The following is a 15943-nucleotide window of genomic DNA, read 5'->3' as shown; positions in this document are numbered from 1 at the left end:
GTTCCATGAAAGTTCGGAGCTGTGCACATCGACGAGCCTGGCGTGAATCGCCTGCTCAGTCGGTCAGCGCTTCGGTCAGTATCGGCACGGTCAGTGCCCGCTGCCATGGGCGGGCGCCGTGGCCGGCGAGTAGTTCCTCGACGTCTCCGTTGCCGTCCCAGTCCCAGCAGAGCCGCCGCACGATTTCCGGGGTGACGATGTTTTCCACGGGTACCGAGATCTGCTCGGAGAGCGCCGACAGGGCCGTGCGCGCGGCTTCCAGGCGGGCGTAGGCCTCGGGCTTGCGTCGCGACCACCGCGATACCGGCGGTGGACCGGTGGTGGGTTCATTGACCGGCGGCGGGGCGTCTGCGTTGCGTGCCTTCGCCAGCGCTGCGAGCCATCGGTCGGCCTGCTGTTTCTGCCGGGGGCCGCCGAAGACCGGGAGAGCGATCAGTTCGTTGCGTGTCTTCGGATCTGCCATGGCAGCTTCCACGATTGCCGAATCGGGCAGCGTACGTCCGGGGGCCACATCGCGTGCCCGGGCCAGTTCGTCACGGCTGAGCCATAATTCGCGTACCGCCGCCAACTGTCCGGGCTTGCGAATCTTGTGGATTCCGGAGGTGCGACGCCAGTTGTCCCGTCGGGTCGCCGAGGCCGGTGTGTGGGCCAGGTACTCGAATTCCTGCCGGGCCCACTCGGTCTTGTCTTGTTCGGCCAGAACCTCTGCGATCTTCTCGCGTAGCTCGACGAGCACCTCGACGTCCAGCGCCGCGTAGTTGAGCCAATCGTCCGGTAGCGGACGTTTAGACCAGTCGGCGGCGCCATGTCCCTTGGCCAGACCCAGTCCCAGCAGTCGATGGACCATCGCGGCCAGGTTCACCTTCTCGAAACCGGCCAGCCGCCCGGCTAATTCGGTGTCATAGAGCGACGGCGGTCTCATTTCCAGTTCGGCCAGGCAGGGCAGATCCTGGTCGGCGGCGTGCAAGATCCACTCGTCGGCACCCAGCACCTCGACGATTGGCCCGAGTGCGTCCGGAACGTTGGTCGGATCCAGCAGCACGGTTCCGGCTCCGCGGCGGCGTATCTGGATCAGGTAGGCCCGGTTGGAGTACCGGAATCCCGAGGCCCGCTCCGCGTCGACCGCAAATGCGCCCGTCCCGGATGCCAAACGTTTAGCCGCCATACGGATCTCATCCGTTGAGGCGGTGATCGGCGGCACCCCTTCGGCGGGGCGAAGCAGTGGTGTCGGTTCGGGAAGCTCGGAGTCGGTGTCCATATCTGAGTCAGCAGCGTAGGCGCTAAGCGCGGTGGCGCGACCCCAGGTCGGTCACACCTACCGGTGGTAGGCCCGCCGCATGCTCCAGCACCTCGCAAAATGCTTCGACGTGGGTTTCGATATCGGTGCCGGTGGCGGTCCAGGACGCCCGCAGCTCCAACTGATGGGCGCGCCCCGGGCCGGCGATATCGCCATAGCGGACCGAGGTGGTTGCGGTCACGGTTCCACCCAGCGCCGTCAGATCCGTGGTGCGGGTGTTCAGGGCATCCACGAGCCAGCTCCACGCAACTTCCGGCAGCAACGGGTCCACAGCCTCGGTGGCGTCCAGATCGGCCTGGATGTAGGCGACCAGCCGCATCGTGCCGTTCCACGCCTCATCACCCTCCGGGTCGTGCAGCAGGATTAGCCTGCCAAACGCATCACCTTCGGATTGTTCGGGCACGTTATCGGTGTCGAGGTGCTTGATTTCCGCGCCGAGCGCATAGCTGAACGGAGCCAATCGCTGCGGGGGACGAATAGTGCCCAGCTCGATCTCCGGACGCACGGTCACGGAGTTCATCGCGTCGACCGCCGCGCGGAACGGGGCTGGTTCGGCAGACGTCACAGCAATGGACGGTAGCGCGCTGGGCCGACATGCTCCCGCAGGCGCGCCGTGCAAGGTTGCCATGGCAGCATGGGCAGTGATGACCGGATTGAATGAAGATCGCGCGACGCAGGCAAAAACCCGTCGTGAGCTGCCGCTTTCTCCCTATCTGGCGGCTGCCGCTGGAAGAGCCCCCAGCCGCCCCCCGGTGTGGTTCATGCGGCAGGCCGGGCGTTCGCTGCCCGAGTACCGCGCGGTGCGCGCCGACCACGCCATGCTGGACGCTTGTTTTAATCCTGAACTGGTTTGCGAGATCACGCTGCAGCCGATCCGCCGGCACCAGGTAGATGCCGCCATCTTGTTCTCCGACATCGTGGTCCCGCTCAAGGCGGCCGGGATCGATCTGGACATCGTTCCCGATGTGGGTCCCGTGATCGCCAACCCGGTGCGCACCACCGCCGATGTGGCGAAGCTGCCGCGCCTGGAACCCGGACAGGTCGAGGCCGTCAGTGACGCCGTGCGACTGCTGGTCGCCGAGCTGGGTGCGACCCCATTGATCGGTTTTGCCGGTGCGCCCTTCACGCTGGCCTCCTATCTGGTCGAGGGCGGCCCGAGTCGCCACCATCAGCGCACCAAGGCGCTGCTACAGGGCGATCCGCAGACCTGGCATGCGTTGATGACCGCGTTGACCGATGTCACCATCGCGTTCCTGCGTGCACAGCTCGACGCCGGTGTGGACGCGCTGCAGCTGTTCGACTCGTGGGCCGGCGCGTTGTCGCTGGCCGACTACCGCTCGGCCGTGTTGCCGCACAGCACAAGGATTTTCGATGAATTCGCCCATGAGGGCGTGCCCATGACGCACTTCGGAGTGGGCACCGCCGAGCTATTGGGCGCCATGGGAGAGGCCGGCGCCAGTGTGGTCGGTGTGGACTGGCGCACCCCACTGGATGTGGCGGCGGGTCGGGTCGGCGCTGGAAAAGCCTTGCAGGGCAACCTTGATCCAGCGGTACTGCTGGCCGGGTGGCCCGTGGTGGAGCGCGAGGTGCGCCGGATCGTCGCTGAGGGTCGCCAGGCAGTGGCCGACGGTGCCGCCGGACATATCTTCAATCTGGGACACGGCGTGCTGCCGGATACCGATCCGGTAGTCCTCACCGATGCGGTGGCGCTGGTGCATTCGTTGTGACCTCAGCGGCGCGGTCGTCTTCACCCTCCATTGCCGTTGTGGGGGGCGGTATTTCGGGGCTGACGGCGGCATATCGGCTGCGGTGCGAACTCGGAGATGGTCCGCGCATCACCGTGTACGACCCCGCCGAGCAGCTGGGTGGAATCCTTCGCACCATCACCCTGGGTGAGCACCGGGTCGATATCGGCGCCGAGGCATTCATCACCCGGCGCCCCGAGGTACTGGATCTCCTGGATGAACTGGGCCTGGCCGACCGCCGGATCGATACCACCGGTGCGCGGCCGCTCATTTACGCCGGCGGCAGTCTGCACCCGCTGCCCGCGCGCACGGTGAACGGCATCCCGGCCTCGGGGTCCTCGGTGGTCGGCCTCGTCGACGAGGAGACCGTGGCGCGCATCGACAGCGAGCCTGAGCGCGATATGCACTGGACTGTGGGAGCCGATCCCACCGTTGCCGATCTGGTCTCGTTGCGATTCGGGCCGCAGGTGGTCGCGCGGCTCGTCGACCCCCTGCTCGGTGGCGTGTACGCGGGTTCGGCCGCGACGACCGGCCTGCGGACGGCCGCGCCCGGGATAGCCCGGGCCCTCGACGAGGGGGCGGGCAGCCTGCTGGTCGCTGCCCGCCAAGCATTGCCGCCAATATCGGCCACCGGCATCTTCGGTGCCATCGACGGCGGCTACGCGGTGCTGGTGGAAGCACTCTGGCGCCGCGCCCGCGCCGAACACCGGCGGCTCGCGGTGACCGGCATCGCGCGTGACGGTGAGAGTTGGGCGGTCACCGGCGACGGCGCATCCGAGCACGCGGACGTGGTCATTGTCGCGGTGCCCGCGCCTCGCGCCGCGGACATCCTCGATGCGGTGGCACCCGAATCAGCGGAGGCTGCGCGCGCCGTGCCGGTGGCGTCCTCGGTGGTCGTGGCAATGACGTTGCCCGGCGATGCCCCCATTCCGGCCAACTCGGGCGTGCTCGTCGCATCCGGAGAAGCCCTACACACCAAGGCTTTGACGTTCTCGACCGGTAAATGGGGAATGCGCGGACGAAGCACCCAGGTGGTGCGTTTGTCCTACGGCCGTTTCGGCGACACCGTGGCGCGAGCCACCAGCGACGAGCAGCTGCTGCACTGGGCCGTCACCGACCTCGAAACCGTGCTGGGCGCGTCGGTGACGCCCATCGATACGGCACTGGCCCGATGGATCGACGCCATGCCGCAGTACGGACCCGGCCACGCCGACGTCGCCGACGTCATCCGCGGCGGGTTGCCGCCGGGGATCGCCGTGGCCGGCTCGTACCTGGATGGCATCGGAGTACCGGCTTGTGTGTCCTCCGCCTCTCGAGCGGCACAGGACAGCGTGGCACGATGGGGGCATGGCTAGCCTCGATTTCGACACCCTCAACTCGACCATTCGCTACCTGATGTTCTCGGTGTTCCAGGTGCGCGAAGGAGGGTTGGGCGAGGACCGCGACGGTGCCGCCGACGAGGTGGCCACCCTGATCAAACGGCATGAGGACGATGGTGTCGTGGTTCGTGGCATCTACGACGTGGCAGGCCTGCGCGCCGACGCCGACTTCATGATCTGGTCGCACGCCGAGTCCATCGAGAAGCTGCAGGCGCTGTACAGCGATTTCCGCCGCACCACCGCCCTGGGCCGGGCCAGCACCCCGGTATGGAGCAATGCGGCCCTGCACCGGCCCGCCGAGTTCAACAAGAGCCACATCCCGGCGTTTCTCGCGGGGGAGGAGCCCGGCGCCTACATCTGCGTGTATCCCTTTGTGCGCTCCTACGATTGGTACCTGCTGCCCGATGAGGAGCGGCGCAAGATGCTCGCCGATCACGGTATCGCCGCGCGTGCCTACAAGGATGTGCGTGCCAACACCGTGCCCGCCTTCGCACTCGGCGACTACGAGTGGCTGCTGGCCTTCGAGGCACCCGAGCTGTATCGCATCGTCGACCTGATGCGCGACCTGCGTGCCACCGAGGCACGGTTGCATGTGCGCGAGGAGACGCCGTTCTTCACCGGCCCGCGGGTCTCCGCCGAGGAACTCGTCGCCCGCCTGCCCTAGACCATTTCGCCGAGACCGAGGTTATGGCGAATTTGTGCGAGACGAAACCGCCCCAACCTAGGTTTCGGCGGGCTGCAGGCGCAGCGAGATGGAGTTGATGCAGTAGCGCTGATCGGTGGGCGTGGGATATCCCTCGCCCTCGAATACGTGCCCCAGGTGGCTGTGGCAGTTGGCGCACAGCACCTCGACGCGACGCATGCCCAGCGACTTGTCCGGCTTCAGGATCACCGCGTCCGAGTTGGTCGGGTCGAAGAACGACGGCCAGCCGCAATGGGATTCGAACTTCTCGGTGCTGCGGAATAGTTCGGCCCCGCATGCTCGGCAGGCGTACACGCCCTCGGTCTTGGTGTCGGTGTATTCACCGACGAAAGGGCGTTCGGTGCCGGCGCGGCGCAGCACCGCGAACTCGTCAGGAGTCAGCCGCTCCCGCCACTGCTCGTCGGTCAGATTCACCTTCGGGTCGTTCGATGTCGTCATCGTCCGCTGACTCCTTAGTGCCTATCGCCGCGCTCATCCAGTCTGGATCTAGCCCGCTATCCAGTGTGCCAGCGGCCTTGGCATCCCGATACCGAAGCACCAGCACCATCATTACGACGATCAGCAGCAAGCACCATCCGTAGGTGATCTTCAGATATTCCAGGGCGCGGCCCGTGGTGGGCCAATGCACCAGCAGCCAGCGGTCCATGGAGAAGAACCCGTAGATCGCCAGCCAGGCCGGCCAGTTCCGCAACACCGAATTGGGCAGCACGATCGTCATCACGAACGGGAACAGCGCCATCGAGTAGTAGCCCTGCCCCAGCCCCAGCAACAGGAACGAGGCCGTCAGCACCACACCACCGGTGGTCAGCGCCCAGAACCTGGGGTCGCGGCGGCGGTAGTACTTGTAGAGGAGCCACACACTCACCAGGGCGATCAGTAGGAACGCGACGCGCAGCAGGGCGGTCAAGGGTGCGGGAAGCCCGTAGTACACCGCGTTTCCGGCAATGGAGCTGTTGAAGTAATCGCGGGTTTCACCCAGGTATTTCACGGTGCGCCGCAAGTAGTCCCAACCGTCGACGATCCTGACCTTGTGCGGGCCGAACATCGCTACCGCGTTGAAGAACGCGGGGATGCCGATAGCAGCCACGAACACCCGCCACTGCCGGTTGAGTAGCGGCAACAACAACAGCGGTAACAGCAGCGGTTTGATCACCAGTGTCAGCCCGATCGCGACACCGGCCAGCCAATCGGACTTCGCGTTCCCATTCAGTAGCCAGCGGAAGAACAGCACCTCGAGCAGCAGCATGACGCCGTTGATGTTGGTGAAAACCAGTGTGTTGGTGACACTCTCGGTGCAGAACATGGCCAGTAGTAGCGCAGGCGCGGCCACGGAGGCCAGCGTGAAGTTGAACAGCCGCAGCAGGAAGTAGGCCGCGATCACGATGGCGACGGCGTTGATGCTGATGAACCAGTACCGCGACGCGTCAACGGGCAGATATCCGAACGGGGAGAGCAGCAGTGTGCCGCCGGGTGGATAGATGTAATGCGGATCGACGTAGCTGAAGTTCTCGTTGTACACCGGCTGGTGTCGTTTGAAGGCGATGACGGCCCGGTATACCGGCCCGAAGTCGTCGGTGATGTAGCCGTTGGTGCCCAGCACGTAGGCGCGGTGAATGATCGACATGATCGCGACGGGCCACAGCACCGACCGCAGGATCGTCGCGACCGATGGCGGTGCGGTCGGAGGTTTCAACGAATTCTTGAAGCCCGAAATGAACGTATCGACTGACACCACGCAGGCACCGTACCTTGAGCGCCCAGTGCAGTTCCGGCAAGTACGACTAGGCCGGGCAGAACGTGTCGGTCTCGGGGAGCTTTCCGTCGTTGAGATATGCCAGGGCGGGCGGCTGTGCGCATCCGGTGTAGACAATCGCGCCGTGGCCGATGCCCTGCCACATGACGCGCTTGCTGGCCGCCTTGGCGTTGATGATCACCGCGGCGGTCGCCGAGACGCCCTCGCTGCCGGAGATCGGGTCGTGTTGCCCGCCCAGGATGAGCACGTTGATCTTCAGGTCCTGCGGAGGGTTCGGCTTGGATCCGCTGGGCCATTGCAGGCAGTTCACCAGTTCGAGGGCGGACGTGCGCCCGAACAGCGGGTACTGCTTGCCCCAGGCCACCACCAGCTCGCGTACCCGGTCGGGGGTGGGCCGTGCCAGCGAGTCACTGCACGAGTTCACGAACTGCCCGTCGGAATCGCGCAGCGCGTTGGCCCGGTCCACCAGCGGGGTGAGCGCGCCGCTATCGGGGCCGCGCGCTGCGTTCAGCGCATTCGCGAGGTTCTGCACGACGGCGGTGCCGTCGCCGACCGGATATGCCAACGCGGTGGTGATCGCCCTGACAACCGTCGCCCGCGACCACGGCAGTCCGCCGTTCTGAGCGCGGTTCAGCAGGTCGCCGACGGCACCCGCGGGATCGGGTCCCAGTGGGCAGTTGTTCGCCACACACTGGGCCGCGAATGCGTCGAATGCCGATTGCTGGCCCTTGAGTCGCTGCTCGGCGGCGGCCTCGGCGGTGATGTCGGCGGCCACCGGCGAGTCGAGCATCAGCCGGGCGACCTTGTTGGGATGGGATCCCGCGTACGCCAGTGCGACTCGGGCACCGCTGCCGATGCCGAGGAGCGCCAGGTTGGGCACATCCCATTGGGCGCGGAGCGCCTCCAGGTCTTCTGCGGCGTGCGCGTCGTTGTAGGCGGAGTCGCCGGGGGAGATGGTGTCGGTGCAGTTGGTGGTCGCCGTCTCGACGATCTTGCCCAGACTCGCTACCGGATCGTCTCCGCCACGGTTTTGCGCCAAGTCCCGCATATCCCGCAGATCCCAGGTGTCACGGCATGTGATGGCGTCGGATCGTCCGATACCGCGGCGATCGACCGCGACGACGGGACGTTGCTTGAGCACCTGTGCACCGGGGCCATTGAGCCATGTCGCCAGCTGCACCGAGGAGGGGAGATCCGAGCCGGTGGTGAACACCAGGGGGCCCGCGTCGGCAGGTGTCTGCGAGGTCTTGGCACGCACCGCGCCCAGGGTCACGCTGCCCGGTGCGCCGTTGATCGGATCCAGCGGGGCCTTGTACTCGGCGCATTCGAGCGTGAATGTCGGCGACGTGGTGATGTTGGCGCTGCCGAGCACCTCACGGGTGCAGTCCTGCCAGGACAGGTCGACCTTCGGCTTGTCGATGGACGGCGGGCCGTCCGGCGGCGCTGTGGTGGCGGGGCCGACATTTCCGTGGCCCTCGTCCATGGCGAAATGCGGTCCCGCCGAGGGGCCGGGAGCACACCCAGCCAGTATCACGGCAACCGCCATCGCCCCCGTCAGCCGTGCACGCATGCCGACCACAGTATCGGGTGAATGTTCCTCAAGCCCGGACGTGCCGCGTGAAGAGGTAGCCGTCCGCATCTGCGAGCAGCAACACCCGCCGCCACGACGTGAGTACCTCGGTGGGGCTGGACACGATCCGGGCCCCACCGCCACCGACCGTGGTGGGCGCCACCGTCAGGCACAGCTCGTCGACGAGCTCGGCCGCGAGCAGGGTGCCGAGCAGTGATGGACCGCCCTCACACAGCACCCGGGACAGACCGCGACGGTGCAGCTCCGCCAACGCGGCGCGCAGGTCGACCTTCCCGGCATGCTCGGCAACGAGGACCTGCGCACCGGACACGCGGGAGGCGACGTTCGCTGCTCCGGACGCTGTGGTCACCACGATGGGCGCGATCTCCGACTCGGTGAACAGGGGAGTGCTTGGGTCCACCGTTCCCGAACCCGTGACCACGGCAATCACCGGAACCTCCCCCTGCCCGCGGGCCTGGCGGCGCTGGCGCAGGCCGACCGGCAGATGCGCGCCGTGATACCGCTCGGCCCGCACGGTGCCCGCCCCGACGAGAATCACATCGGCGTTGGCGCGCATGGCCGCGAACACCGCGCGATCGCCGTCGCCGCCCAGTCCGCCGGACAATCCGGTCATCGTCGCCGCGCCGTCCAGGCTGCCAATCATGTTGGCGCGCACGCAAAGTGCATTGCCGTCGGGGTAGTCGTACAGGTCTGCCAGCTCGCTGGGATCCGCGGGCGCACCGGTGGTCAGCTGTGTGAGCTGTATCCCAGCCGGGCCCCGAATCACCTGTTCACCGTCACTGTCGGCCACAAGAAGATCTCAACACGCCGTTACGCTGCCCGTGTGACTGATCCGCAATCCGGTGCCGCATTGACCCTCCAGCACCTTGCTGACCGGCACCCCACCGTCTCCAACGAGCGGCTGATTGCCCAGCTGGTGCCGCCTCCGACGTTCACTTCGGTGAGTTTCGACTCGTACCGGCCCGACCCCAACGAGCCGACGCAGGCCGCAGCGGTGGAATCGTGCCGCGCTTTCGCCCAGGAGGCGACGACCCGCCGTGCGGGTAAGAAGAAGCTGTTCGGCAAGCGCGAGGTGCTGCCCGGGGTCGGGATCTATCTCGACGGCGGGTTCGGTGTCGGTAAGACGCACCTCTTGGCGTCCATCTATCACACCGTTCCCGGCCCCAAGGCGTTTGCGAGCTTCGGGGAATTGACACAGGTAGCGGGCGTTTTCGGCTTCCTGGAGTGCATCGAGCTGCTGTCGGACTACACGGTGGTGTGCATCGATGAGTTCGAGCTGGATGACCCGGGCAACACCACGCTGGTGTCGCGGCTGCTCTCGGAGCTGGTGGCGCGCGGCGTGTCGATCGCCGCGACCTCCAACACGCTGCCCGAGCAGCTCGGTGAGGGTCGGTTCGCGGCACAGGACTTCCTGCGTGAGATCAACACGCTGTCGGCGATCTTCAACACGGTGCGGGTCGAGGGGCCCGATTACCGGCACCGCGACCTACCGCCGGCTCCCGAGCCCCACACCGATGACGAGCTTCGTGAGCTGGCGGCATCCATCGACGGTGCCACTTTCGACCAGTTCGACGATCTGTGCCGGCACCTGGCGAGCATGCATCCGTCGCGGTATCTGACGCTGATCGAAGGGGTGACAGCGGTGTTCATCGCGGGCGTGGAGCAGGTGCACGATCAGGCGGTGGCGCTACGGATCGTCGCCCTGACGGACCGTCTGTACGACGCGGGCATTCCGGTCGAGGCCTCGGGGGCGAAGCTGGACACGATCTTCGATGACGAGATGGTGGCCGGCGGTTTCCGCAAGAAGTACCTGCGTGCCACCTCGCGGCTATTGGCGCTCAGCGCGGCGCCGCTACCGAGTTCTCTATGACCCGCTGCATCACGTAGTCCTTCTCCAGACGCTCACCCACCTGGAATGTTTTGGTACCGCTGCGGTTGAAGCCGTGTTTGGCGTAAAAGCGCTGCGCGCGTTCATTTTCCTGGTTGACGCCCAGCCAGACTCCCGTCGCGCCGCGCGCGGCGGCTTCGGTAAGTGCCGCGTCCATCAGCGCGCCCGCCACACCGGCCTGATGGAATTCGGGCAGCACATACATCTTGGAGAGCTGCATCGCGGGCCGCAGGGTGACGGCCCGCTGCACGTCGGGATCCTCGGCGACGCCGTCCACGAGCATCGCGTACCCGACGATGACGTCGTTCTCGCGTGCTGCCAGTACCCGATGTTCTCGGATGTACTCGTCGAAGTTGCTCGTGCTGAGATTGGCCGCGATGAATGCCGCGATGTCCTCCGGGGTCGAGGAGGGGGGACAGGCGAGCGGGAAGGTGCGGGCGGCGACGGCCGCGACTTCAGCGCTGTCGGCAGCCGTCGCGGTGCTGACCTGAATCGGCATGACCGGCACGCTACCTATACTTGGCGCGGTTCCGAGACTGCGACCCATGTTGATGACCAACCCTGAGGAGCACCATATGACGCGGCGCGTGACGGCCTTCGGCGAGATTCGTGACGCCGTGGTGGGGCAGGGCCTGCGCACACTCGCCCGCACCACCCCCTGGGTGGAAACCGAGCTGGTGGGTATCGCACAGGTGGTCAAGCCCGGGGATGTGTGTCTGGACGTGGGTGCGGCTGCCGGTTTCTACACGGCGGAGCTGGCGCGCCTGGTGGGTGCCGATGGTCTGGTGTACAGCCTGGAGCCGCTGCGGTTCGCCCATGCCACCTCGTCGGCGGCCCTGGGTCTACGCAGTGCGCAGAACGTGCGCCGGCATGCCGTGGCGCTGGGGACCAATCCAGGTGAACAGGTCATGAGCGTTCCGCTGCGCAACGGCAAGCCCATTACCGGCCGGTCCTTCGTCGATGCCGGGGCCGACGGGCTGGGCTCAAACGCCGAGTTCGATGAGCACATCCGAGTGGTTGTCGACACCGAGACGTTCGACGGGTTCTGTGACCGGCTGAGCATCAAGCGGATCGATTTCGTGAAGATCGATGTCGAGGGCGCCGAACTTGACGTTCTGGTCAGCGGCGAGAAGACCCTTGAGCGCACCCGACCGGCGATGATGCTGGAGGTCGAGGATCGCCACATGGAGCGGTTCGGGCGCACCGCCGAGGACATTGTCGCGTGGTTCACGGCGCGGGATTACCGGATGTCGGTGTGGAGCGCCGACTCTTGGCGGCCGGTGGACAAGGTCACCGAGACCTTCCGGAATTACCTGTTCCAGCCCCGCTGAGCAGCTCGCGCGCGGTGTATCAGAGGTCCCACTGGGCCAGGTGAACCTGGGTTTGAGACGACCGCAGCACGATGTGGCGTACCGGTCCGCGATAAACATCCCAGTACACCGCTCCGCTCACGGTCGAACCCTGCGGGGCGTTGCGCAGCGCGTAGTTCAGATCGTCAGGCTCATCGGTGCGTTGCGGCTCGTAGGCATCGCCCGTCTCCGGTGAGATGCCGCCGAGCTTGAGTGCCATCAGCAACGCGTACGCGTTGGGCACCTTGGTCGGACGGATGGTGACGTACGCCTTCCAGATGATGCCGCGCGGGGGAGCCATTCCGGCAGGAACCCCGGTGGGTTCGATGTTGTGCACGGTGACATCGGCGCCGATGGTGCCGTAATCGAAATGCAGTGTCTCGCCGATGTGCCCGATGGGCGCCACGCGCTCGGGTTGCGCAGTCGCGGTTGGCGCCCAGGCCATGGCTATGGCGGCGAGAACGGCGAGGAGCTGGAGGGCGGGGCGTAGACGCACCCAGCGATCTTGGCACACGCCGTGCCGGGGACGGTGCCACATGGCTCTTCCGTATTCGCCCGGTAGGAGGTCGCCGAGGACCTACCATGTCCTGATTGGAGCGGTCCGCCAAGCCGGAGGGGACGTGAGGATGCGCGTATTGGTCACGGGCGGTACCGGATTCGTGGGCGGGTGGACGGCGAAGGCTATTGCCGATGCCGGGCATCAGGTCCGTTTTCTGGTGCGCAAGGAAGCCCGGTTGCACACCACGGTGGCGACGCTGGGGGTCGATGTATCCGACTACACCGTCGGCGACATCACCGACCGGGAGTCGGTCGAGACCGCGCTCGACGGGTGCGATGCGGTGCTGCACAGCGCGGCCATGGTCAGCACCGATCCCACCGAAGCCGACCGGATGATGGCCATCAATCTGGAGGGCACCCAGAACGTTCTTGGCACGGCTGTTGATCGTGGTCTGGACCCGATAGTGCACGTTTCGAGCATCACTGCGTTGTTCCGGCCGGGTCTGCGGACGTTCGAGGCCGACCTGCCCGCCGCGGGAGGCAGCGACGGATACGGGCAGTCCAAGGCGCGGGTCGAGCTGTACGTGCGCGAGCTGCAGGCCTCTGGCGCACCGGTGACCATCACCTACCCGGGCATGGTGCTCGGACCTCCCGCCGGGGATCAGTTCGGTGAGGCGGCCGAGGGCGTGCGCTGGGCACTGTTGATGAGGTCGGTCCCGGGACGCAGTGCGGCGTGGTTGGTGGTCGACGTCCGAGATCTGGCCGCCTTGCATGCCGCTCTGCTGGAGACCGGGCACGGCCCGCGGCGCTACACCGCGGGGGGTCATCGGCTGGAGGTGGACGAGTTGGTGAATCTGTTGACCGAGGCGGCGGGCAGTACGGTGCTGGCCGTTCCGGTGCCTGACTCCGTGCTGCGCGTGGCGGGAACGGTGATGGATCAGGTCGGCCGATATGTGCCGCTGGGTACCCCGATGACCGAGGCAGGCATGCAGTACTACACACAGATGCCCGCGTCCGACGACTCGCCCAGTGAGCGCGAACTCGGGATAACCTACCGCGATCCGGGAGAAACTTTGGCAGACACCATCATTGCGTTGCGTGGACAGAAGGCGACCTCGAAGTTGTTTGGCTTATGGCCCTTCTCCGAATAGAGCGCACCAGCGCGCTGTCCGTGGCTGAAGCGTTCGCGCGCATCACCGACTGGCCACGGCATAGCGAGCACATCCCGCTGACAACGGTGTCGGTGACCAGCGATCCGCCGGCGCGGGTCGGCACCACGTTCGTGGGGCGAACAGGGTTAGGGGCCATAGGTTTTGACGACCCGATGACAGTTACCCGATGGGAGCCGCCGCGCTCGGGGAGTCCCGGTCGTTGCCGATTGGAGAAGACGGGGAGCCTGATCCTGGGGTGGGCCGAGATCGAGGTGCATGCCCAGGGCGGCGGTGCACGTGTGGTTTGGACCGAGGATGTGAATGTTCGAGGTCTGCCCCGGGTCTTCGACCGATTGGCGAAGATAGGCGGGCAGTGGATGTTCGGCCGCGCGATCGACCGATTGCTGCGCTAGCGCGCGGCGCGCCACTTGGCGATGGCGGTACCGATCTCCGTGACGGGTGGCTCGCCGTAGATCCACTCGCGGGCGATGCGATGCCAGTTGCCGGTGACATTGAGCTGTCCGAGTACGCCGAAGGTGTAGAAATCCGCACGGCGAGAGAAGATGTGCTCGGGAGGCAGGTTTTGGCGGCGCATGCCGGAGAACTCGCTGGAACGCGGGTCGACCGCGAGAATCATTGCGCTGGAAGCAATTTCTGGGGTAATGGTCATCTCCTCGTCGACGAGGTTCCATCCCGAAGCCGCGTGGCAGTACTCCAGACAGTCCTGTGGGCTGACGTCTGCATGCGGGTCGATGATCCCGCGCGACACCATCGCTTCATACATGTCCTCGGCGCGGCCTTCGGTGGCGGCGCGCATGATGTGCCGTTCGAAGTCAACGTGTTCGGGGTTCATCCGGTTGTACAGACCGAAGTCCACGAATCCGATGGTGCCGTCGGCCGACCGCAGGATGTTCCCCGGGTGCGGGTCGCCACAGAAGTCATTGTCCTGGAACAGCGATCCGATATAAAACCGGAAAATCAGCTCACCGATCCGGTTGCGCTCATCCTCGGGGAGTGTCTGCATGACAGGGAACGACTGGCCGTCCAGGAACTCCGTCACGAGAACCTGTGATGTGCACATCTCGGATACACAGTCGGGGATCACGATGAAGGGGTGTCCGCGATAGCGTTCGGCGATCTCGTGTTGCGTGCGTGCCTCCCGCAGGTAATCGAGTTCGCTTTCCAAATTCATGGAGATCTCTTCCATGAAGGCCGAATTCGACAGCGTCGGTACCGCTTTGCGCCAGAATTTGGTAAAGAGTGCCAGATTCTGCATGTCCGCGCGTACCGCGTCGTCCACGCCGGGGTACTTGACCTTCACCGCGACCTCGCGGCCATCGTGCAGGACTGCTCGGTATACCTGGCCGATGGAGGCGGCGGCGACCGGAGTCTCGTCGAAATCGCGGAAGCTCTTGTTCAGCTTCCCCAGATTGGACTCGATGATCGGCAGCATCACCGTGAACGGTTCGCGTGGAGCCTGATCGCGCAGTCGCGCCAATTTCTGCCGGAAGCGTTCGCGATGAGCCTCAGGCACCATGTCCACTTCCAGCATCGAAAGCAGCTGGCCGAGCTTCATCGCCGAACCTTTGAGGCTGCCCAGCACGGTTACGAGCTGATCGGCTGCCTGCAGGGTGGATCGTTCCGCGAGTAGCGCGCGCGCCTTTTCGGATCGCCCGATCATGGAGATGCGATTGCTTGCGGTACGCACCGCCTGTCCGGCCGCCAGCTTGCCCAGTGCACGGCCGCGGGTGATGCGTGCCAGGGGGATCCCGTCGGTCATGCGGTGCCGCCGCGTGTGCTGGTGAACGCCAGGTGTAGCGGCTGGTCCGGATCAAGCGTCAGCCCGTTGAACTCGGCGATCGACGCGGCCAGTCCGGATAGCACCGTGGTCAGGTACTCGACGAACCTCTCGATGGGCATTGGTTCGGCACGTTGCTGATTGGGGCCCAGGAACCATTCGGTGGCGGTGCCGATGGCGCCCGCGGCAGAGGTGACCGCCAGGTCGGCGTCGTCGATGTCCACCGTCTCGTCATCGATCGCATTCGACAGTATCTCCGCGATGTCGTGCGTCATCTGCTGCGCGGTCTCCACCAGACGCTCGGTGCCGTCACTGGAATTGACGAAATGACCGTGCACGATGAAGCGCAACACATTCGGGTGATCAGAAATCATGCGGGCGTACTCGTTGGCGCCGTGCTCAACCAACTCGCGAGCCGAGTCGGTCATCAGATTGATCCGATCCATGGCCGCGTTCCACACCATGTCCTGCACGCGTTCCAATACGGCACTGTGCAGGTCGGCCTTGTCTTCGAAATACCGGTACAGCTTGGGTTTGGCGACTCCTGCCTCTCGGGCGATGTCGTCCATGCTGACGGTGGAGCCGTTCGCGTCGATGGCACGAAACGCGGCGTCTAACAACTCTTCTCGGGCAACCTTGCGGCGGTCGCCACGCCGGGCGGCGACGGGGCCGACTTTCGACGCGATGGCTGTACTCACACTCTCCACGCCTCTCATCACCAGTGATGGTACGTGTGCCTGGCCCGTGGTTTGCCGGTTCGGGCGACACACGCGTGCTGCCTATTGTGCTCA

Annotated in this window: 17 protein-coding genes; 7 read left to right on the top strand and 10 right to left on the bottom strand. The window is 65.8% G+C overall.

The features are described from left to right. Window positions 1-55: 55 nt before the first annotated feature. The gene (locus tag BB28_RS14685) at window positions 56-1258 is read right to left on the bottom strand and encodes an HRDC domain-containing protein (RefSeq protein ID WP_046254037.1); all 1203 of its coding nucleotides are present in this window, start codon (window positions 1256-1258) and stop codon (window positions 56-58) included. 22 nt (window positions 1259-1280) lie between these two features. Next, on the bottom strand, window positions 1281-1817 hold the full coding sequence (locus tag BB28_RS14680) for a DUF3000 domain-containing protein (RefSeq protein ID WP_030093765.1): 537 nt from the start codon (window positions 1815-1817) through the stop codon (window positions 1281-1283). A 106-nt stretch (window positions 1818-1923) separates the two neighbouring features. Between BB28_RS14680 and hemE the strand changes: the two genes are divergently transcribed. Genes hemE through hemQ form a run of 3 tightly spaced genes read left to right on the top strand, consistent with a single transcriptional unit; the run spans window position 1924 to window position 5085 of the window. After that, complete coding sequence (gene hemE / locus BB28_RS14675) at window positions 1924-3024, top strand: uroporphyrinogen decarboxylase (RefSeq protein WP_162269703.1); 1101 nt, start codon at window positions 1924-1926, stop codon at window positions 3022-3024. After that, window positions 3021-4397 carry a protoporphyrinogen oxidase gene (locus BB28_RS14670; protein ID WP_046254036.1) on the top strand — a complete coding sequence of 459 codons (1377 nt, stop codon included), beginning with the start codon at window positions 3021-3023 and terminating at the stop codon, window positions 4395-4397. The genes hemE and BB28_RS14670 overlap by 4 nt, the downstream gene beginning before the upstream one ends. Beyond that, window positions 4390-5085: a hydrogen peroxide-dependent heme synthase gene (gene hemQ / locus BB28_RS14665; RefSeq protein WP_030093762.1), complete on the top strand. Its 696-nt coding sequence runs from the start codon at window positions 4390-4392 to the stop codon at window positions 5083-5085. Before BB28_RS14670 ends, hemQ begins: the two co-directional genes overlap by 8 nt. Window positions 5086-5142: 57 nt before the next feature. Here the strand turns inward: hemQ and msrB are convergent, their stop codons facing one another. The 4 genes from msrB to BB28_RS14645 are packed head-to-tail and all read right to left on the bottom strand — an operon-like array spanning window position 5143 to window position 9258. Next, complete coding sequence (gene msrB, locus BB28_RS14660) at window positions 5143-5538, bottom strand: peptide-methionine (R)-S-oxide reductase MsrB (RefSeq protein WP_191985273.1); 396 nt, start codon at window positions 5536-5538, stop codon at window positions 5143-5145. Continuing rightward, on the bottom strand, window positions 5495-6859 hold the full coding sequence (locus BB28_RS14655) for a glycosyltransferase family 87 protein (protein ID WP_046254034.1): 1365 nt from the start codon (window positions 6857-6859) through the stop codon (window positions 5495-5497). Before BB28_RS14655 ends, msrB begins: the two co-directional genes overlap by 44 nt. 46 nt (window positions 6860-6905) lie before the next feature. Continuing rightward, the gene (locus BB28_RS14650; RefSeq protein WP_046255845.1) at window positions 6906-8447 is read right to left on the bottom strand and encodes an alpha/beta hydrolase; all 1542 of its coding nucleotides are present in this window, start codon (window positions 8445-8447) and stop codon (window positions 6906-6908) included. Between the two features lie 28 nt (window positions 8448-8475). Then, entirely contained in the window at window positions 8476-9258 is a 783-nt protein-coding gene (locus BB28_RS14645) for a pyrimidine reductase family protein (RefSeq protein WP_046254033.1), read from the bottom strand. A gap of 33 nt (window positions 9259-9291) precedes the next feature. On the opposite strand from BB28_RS14645, the gene zapE reads away from it, so the two are divergent. Next, window positions 9292-10338 (top strand): cell division protein ZapE, encoded by a 1047-nt coding sequence (zapE, locus tag BB28_RS14640; protein ID WP_046254032.1) that lies wholly within the window; start codon window positions 9292-9294, stop codon window positions 10336-10338. Here zapE and BB28_RS14635 read toward each other — a convergent pair. Beyond that, window positions 10307-10855 (bottom strand): GNAT family N-acetyltransferase, encoded by a 549-nt coding sequence (locus BB28_RS14635; RefSeq protein WP_046254031.1) that lies wholly within the window; start codon window positions 10853-10855, stop codon window positions 10307-10309. The genes zapE and BB28_RS14635 overlap by 32 nt on opposite strands. Window positions 10856-10931: 76 nt before the next feature. Between BB28_RS14635 and BB28_RS14630 the strand changes: the two genes are divergently transcribed. Beyond that, window positions 10932-11687 (top strand): FkbM family methyltransferase, encoded by a 756-nt coding sequence (locus tag BB28_RS14630; protein WP_030093755.1) that lies wholly within the window; start codon window positions 10932-10934, stop codon window positions 11685-11687. Window positions 11688-11706: 19 nt separating this feature from the next. Here the strand turns inward: BB28_RS14630 and BB28_RS14625 are convergent, their stop codons facing one another. After that, entirely contained in the window at window positions 11707-12201 is a 495-nt protein-coding gene (locus BB28_RS14625) for a DUF1942 domain-containing protein (protein WP_109550693.1), read from the bottom strand. Between the two features lie 130 nt (window positions 12202-12331). Here BB28_RS14625 and BB28_RS14620 point away from each other — a divergent pair, with 130 nt between their 5' ends. Further along, a complete protein-coding gene (locus tag BB28_RS14620; RefSeq protein ID WP_046254029.1) occupies window positions 12332-13354 on the top strand; it encodes an SDR family NAD(P)-dependent oxidoreductase in 1023 nt (340 codons plus the stop codon). Further along, the gene (locus tag BB28_RS14615) at window positions 13336-13767 is read left to right on the top strand and encodes an SRPBCC family protein (protein ID WP_046254028.1); all 432 of its coding nucleotides are present in this window, start codon (window positions 13336-13338) and stop codon (window positions 13765-13767) included. Before BB28_RS14620 ends, BB28_RS14615 begins: the two co-directional genes overlap by 19 nt. Here BB28_RS14615 and BB28_RS14610 read toward each other — a convergent pair. Then, window positions 13764-15134, bottom strand: coding sequence for an ABC1 kinase family protein (locus BB28_RS14610; RefSeq protein WP_046254027.1), 1371 nt, complete (start codon window positions 15132-15134; stop codon window positions 13764-13766). The genes BB28_RS14615 and BB28_RS14610 overlap by 4 nt on opposite strands. Next, entirely contained in the window at window positions 15131-15859 is a 729-nt protein-coding gene (locus tag BB28_RS14605; RefSeq protein WP_046254026.1) for a TetR/AcrR family transcriptional regulator, read from the bottom strand. The genes BB28_RS14610 and BB28_RS14605 overlap by 4 nt, the downstream gene beginning before the upstream one ends. Window positions 15860-15943: the final 84 nt, after the last annotated feature.

It is taken from the genome of Mycobacteroides chelonae CCUG 47445 (assembly GCF_001632805.1).
GTDB classification, from domain to species: Bacteria; Actinomycetota; Actinomycetes; order Mycobacteriales; family Mycobacteriaceae; genus Mycobacterium; species Mycobacterium chelonae.
Note: the sequence above shows the minus strand (reverse complement) of the source record. Positions and strands in the feature narration are given on the sequence as shown.

Excerpts from the sequence above, each read along its gene's own strand:
- BB28_RS14685 (WP_046254037.1), bottom strand. The coding sequence starts at position 1,258 with ATGGACACCGACTCCGAGCTTCCCGAACCGACACCACTGCTTCGCCCC.
- BB28_RS14680 (WP_030093765.1), bottom strand. The coding sequence starts at position 1,817 with ATGAACTCCGTGACCGTGCGTCCGGAGATCGAGCTGGGCACTATTCGT.
- hemE (WP_162269703.1), top strand. The coding sequence starts at position 1,924 with ATGGCAGCATGGGCAGTGATGACCGGATTGAATGAAGATCGCGCGACG.
- hemQ (WP_030093762.1), top strand. The coding sequence starts at position 4,390 with ATGGCTAGCCTCGATTTCGACACCCTCAACTCGACCATTCGCTACCTG.
- BB28_RS14650 (WP_046255845.1), bottom strand. The coding sequence starts at position 8,447 with ATGCGTGCACGGCTGACGGGGGCGATGGCGGTTGCCGTGATACTGGCT.
- BB28_RS14635 (WP_046254031.1), bottom strand. The coding sequence starts at position 10,855 with ATGCCGATTCAGGTCAGCACCGCGACGGCTGCCGACAGCGCTGAAGTC.
- BB28_RS14630 (WP_030093755.1), top strand. The coding sequence starts at position 10,932 with ATGACGCGGCGCGTGACGGCCTTCGGCGAGATTCGTGACGCCGTGGTG.
- BB28_RS14620 (WP_046254029.1), top strand. The coding sequence starts at position 12,332 with ATGCGCGTATTGGTCACGGGCGGTACCGGATTCGTGGGCGGGTGGACG.
- BB28_RS14615 (WP_046254028.1), top strand. The coding sequence starts at position 13,336 with ATGGCCCTTCTCCGAATAGAGCGCACCAGCGCGCTGTCCGTGGCTGAA.
- BB28_RS14610 (WP_046254027.1), bottom strand. The coding sequence starts at position 15,134 with ATGACCGACGGGATCCCCCTGGCACGCATCACCCGCGGCCGTGCACTG.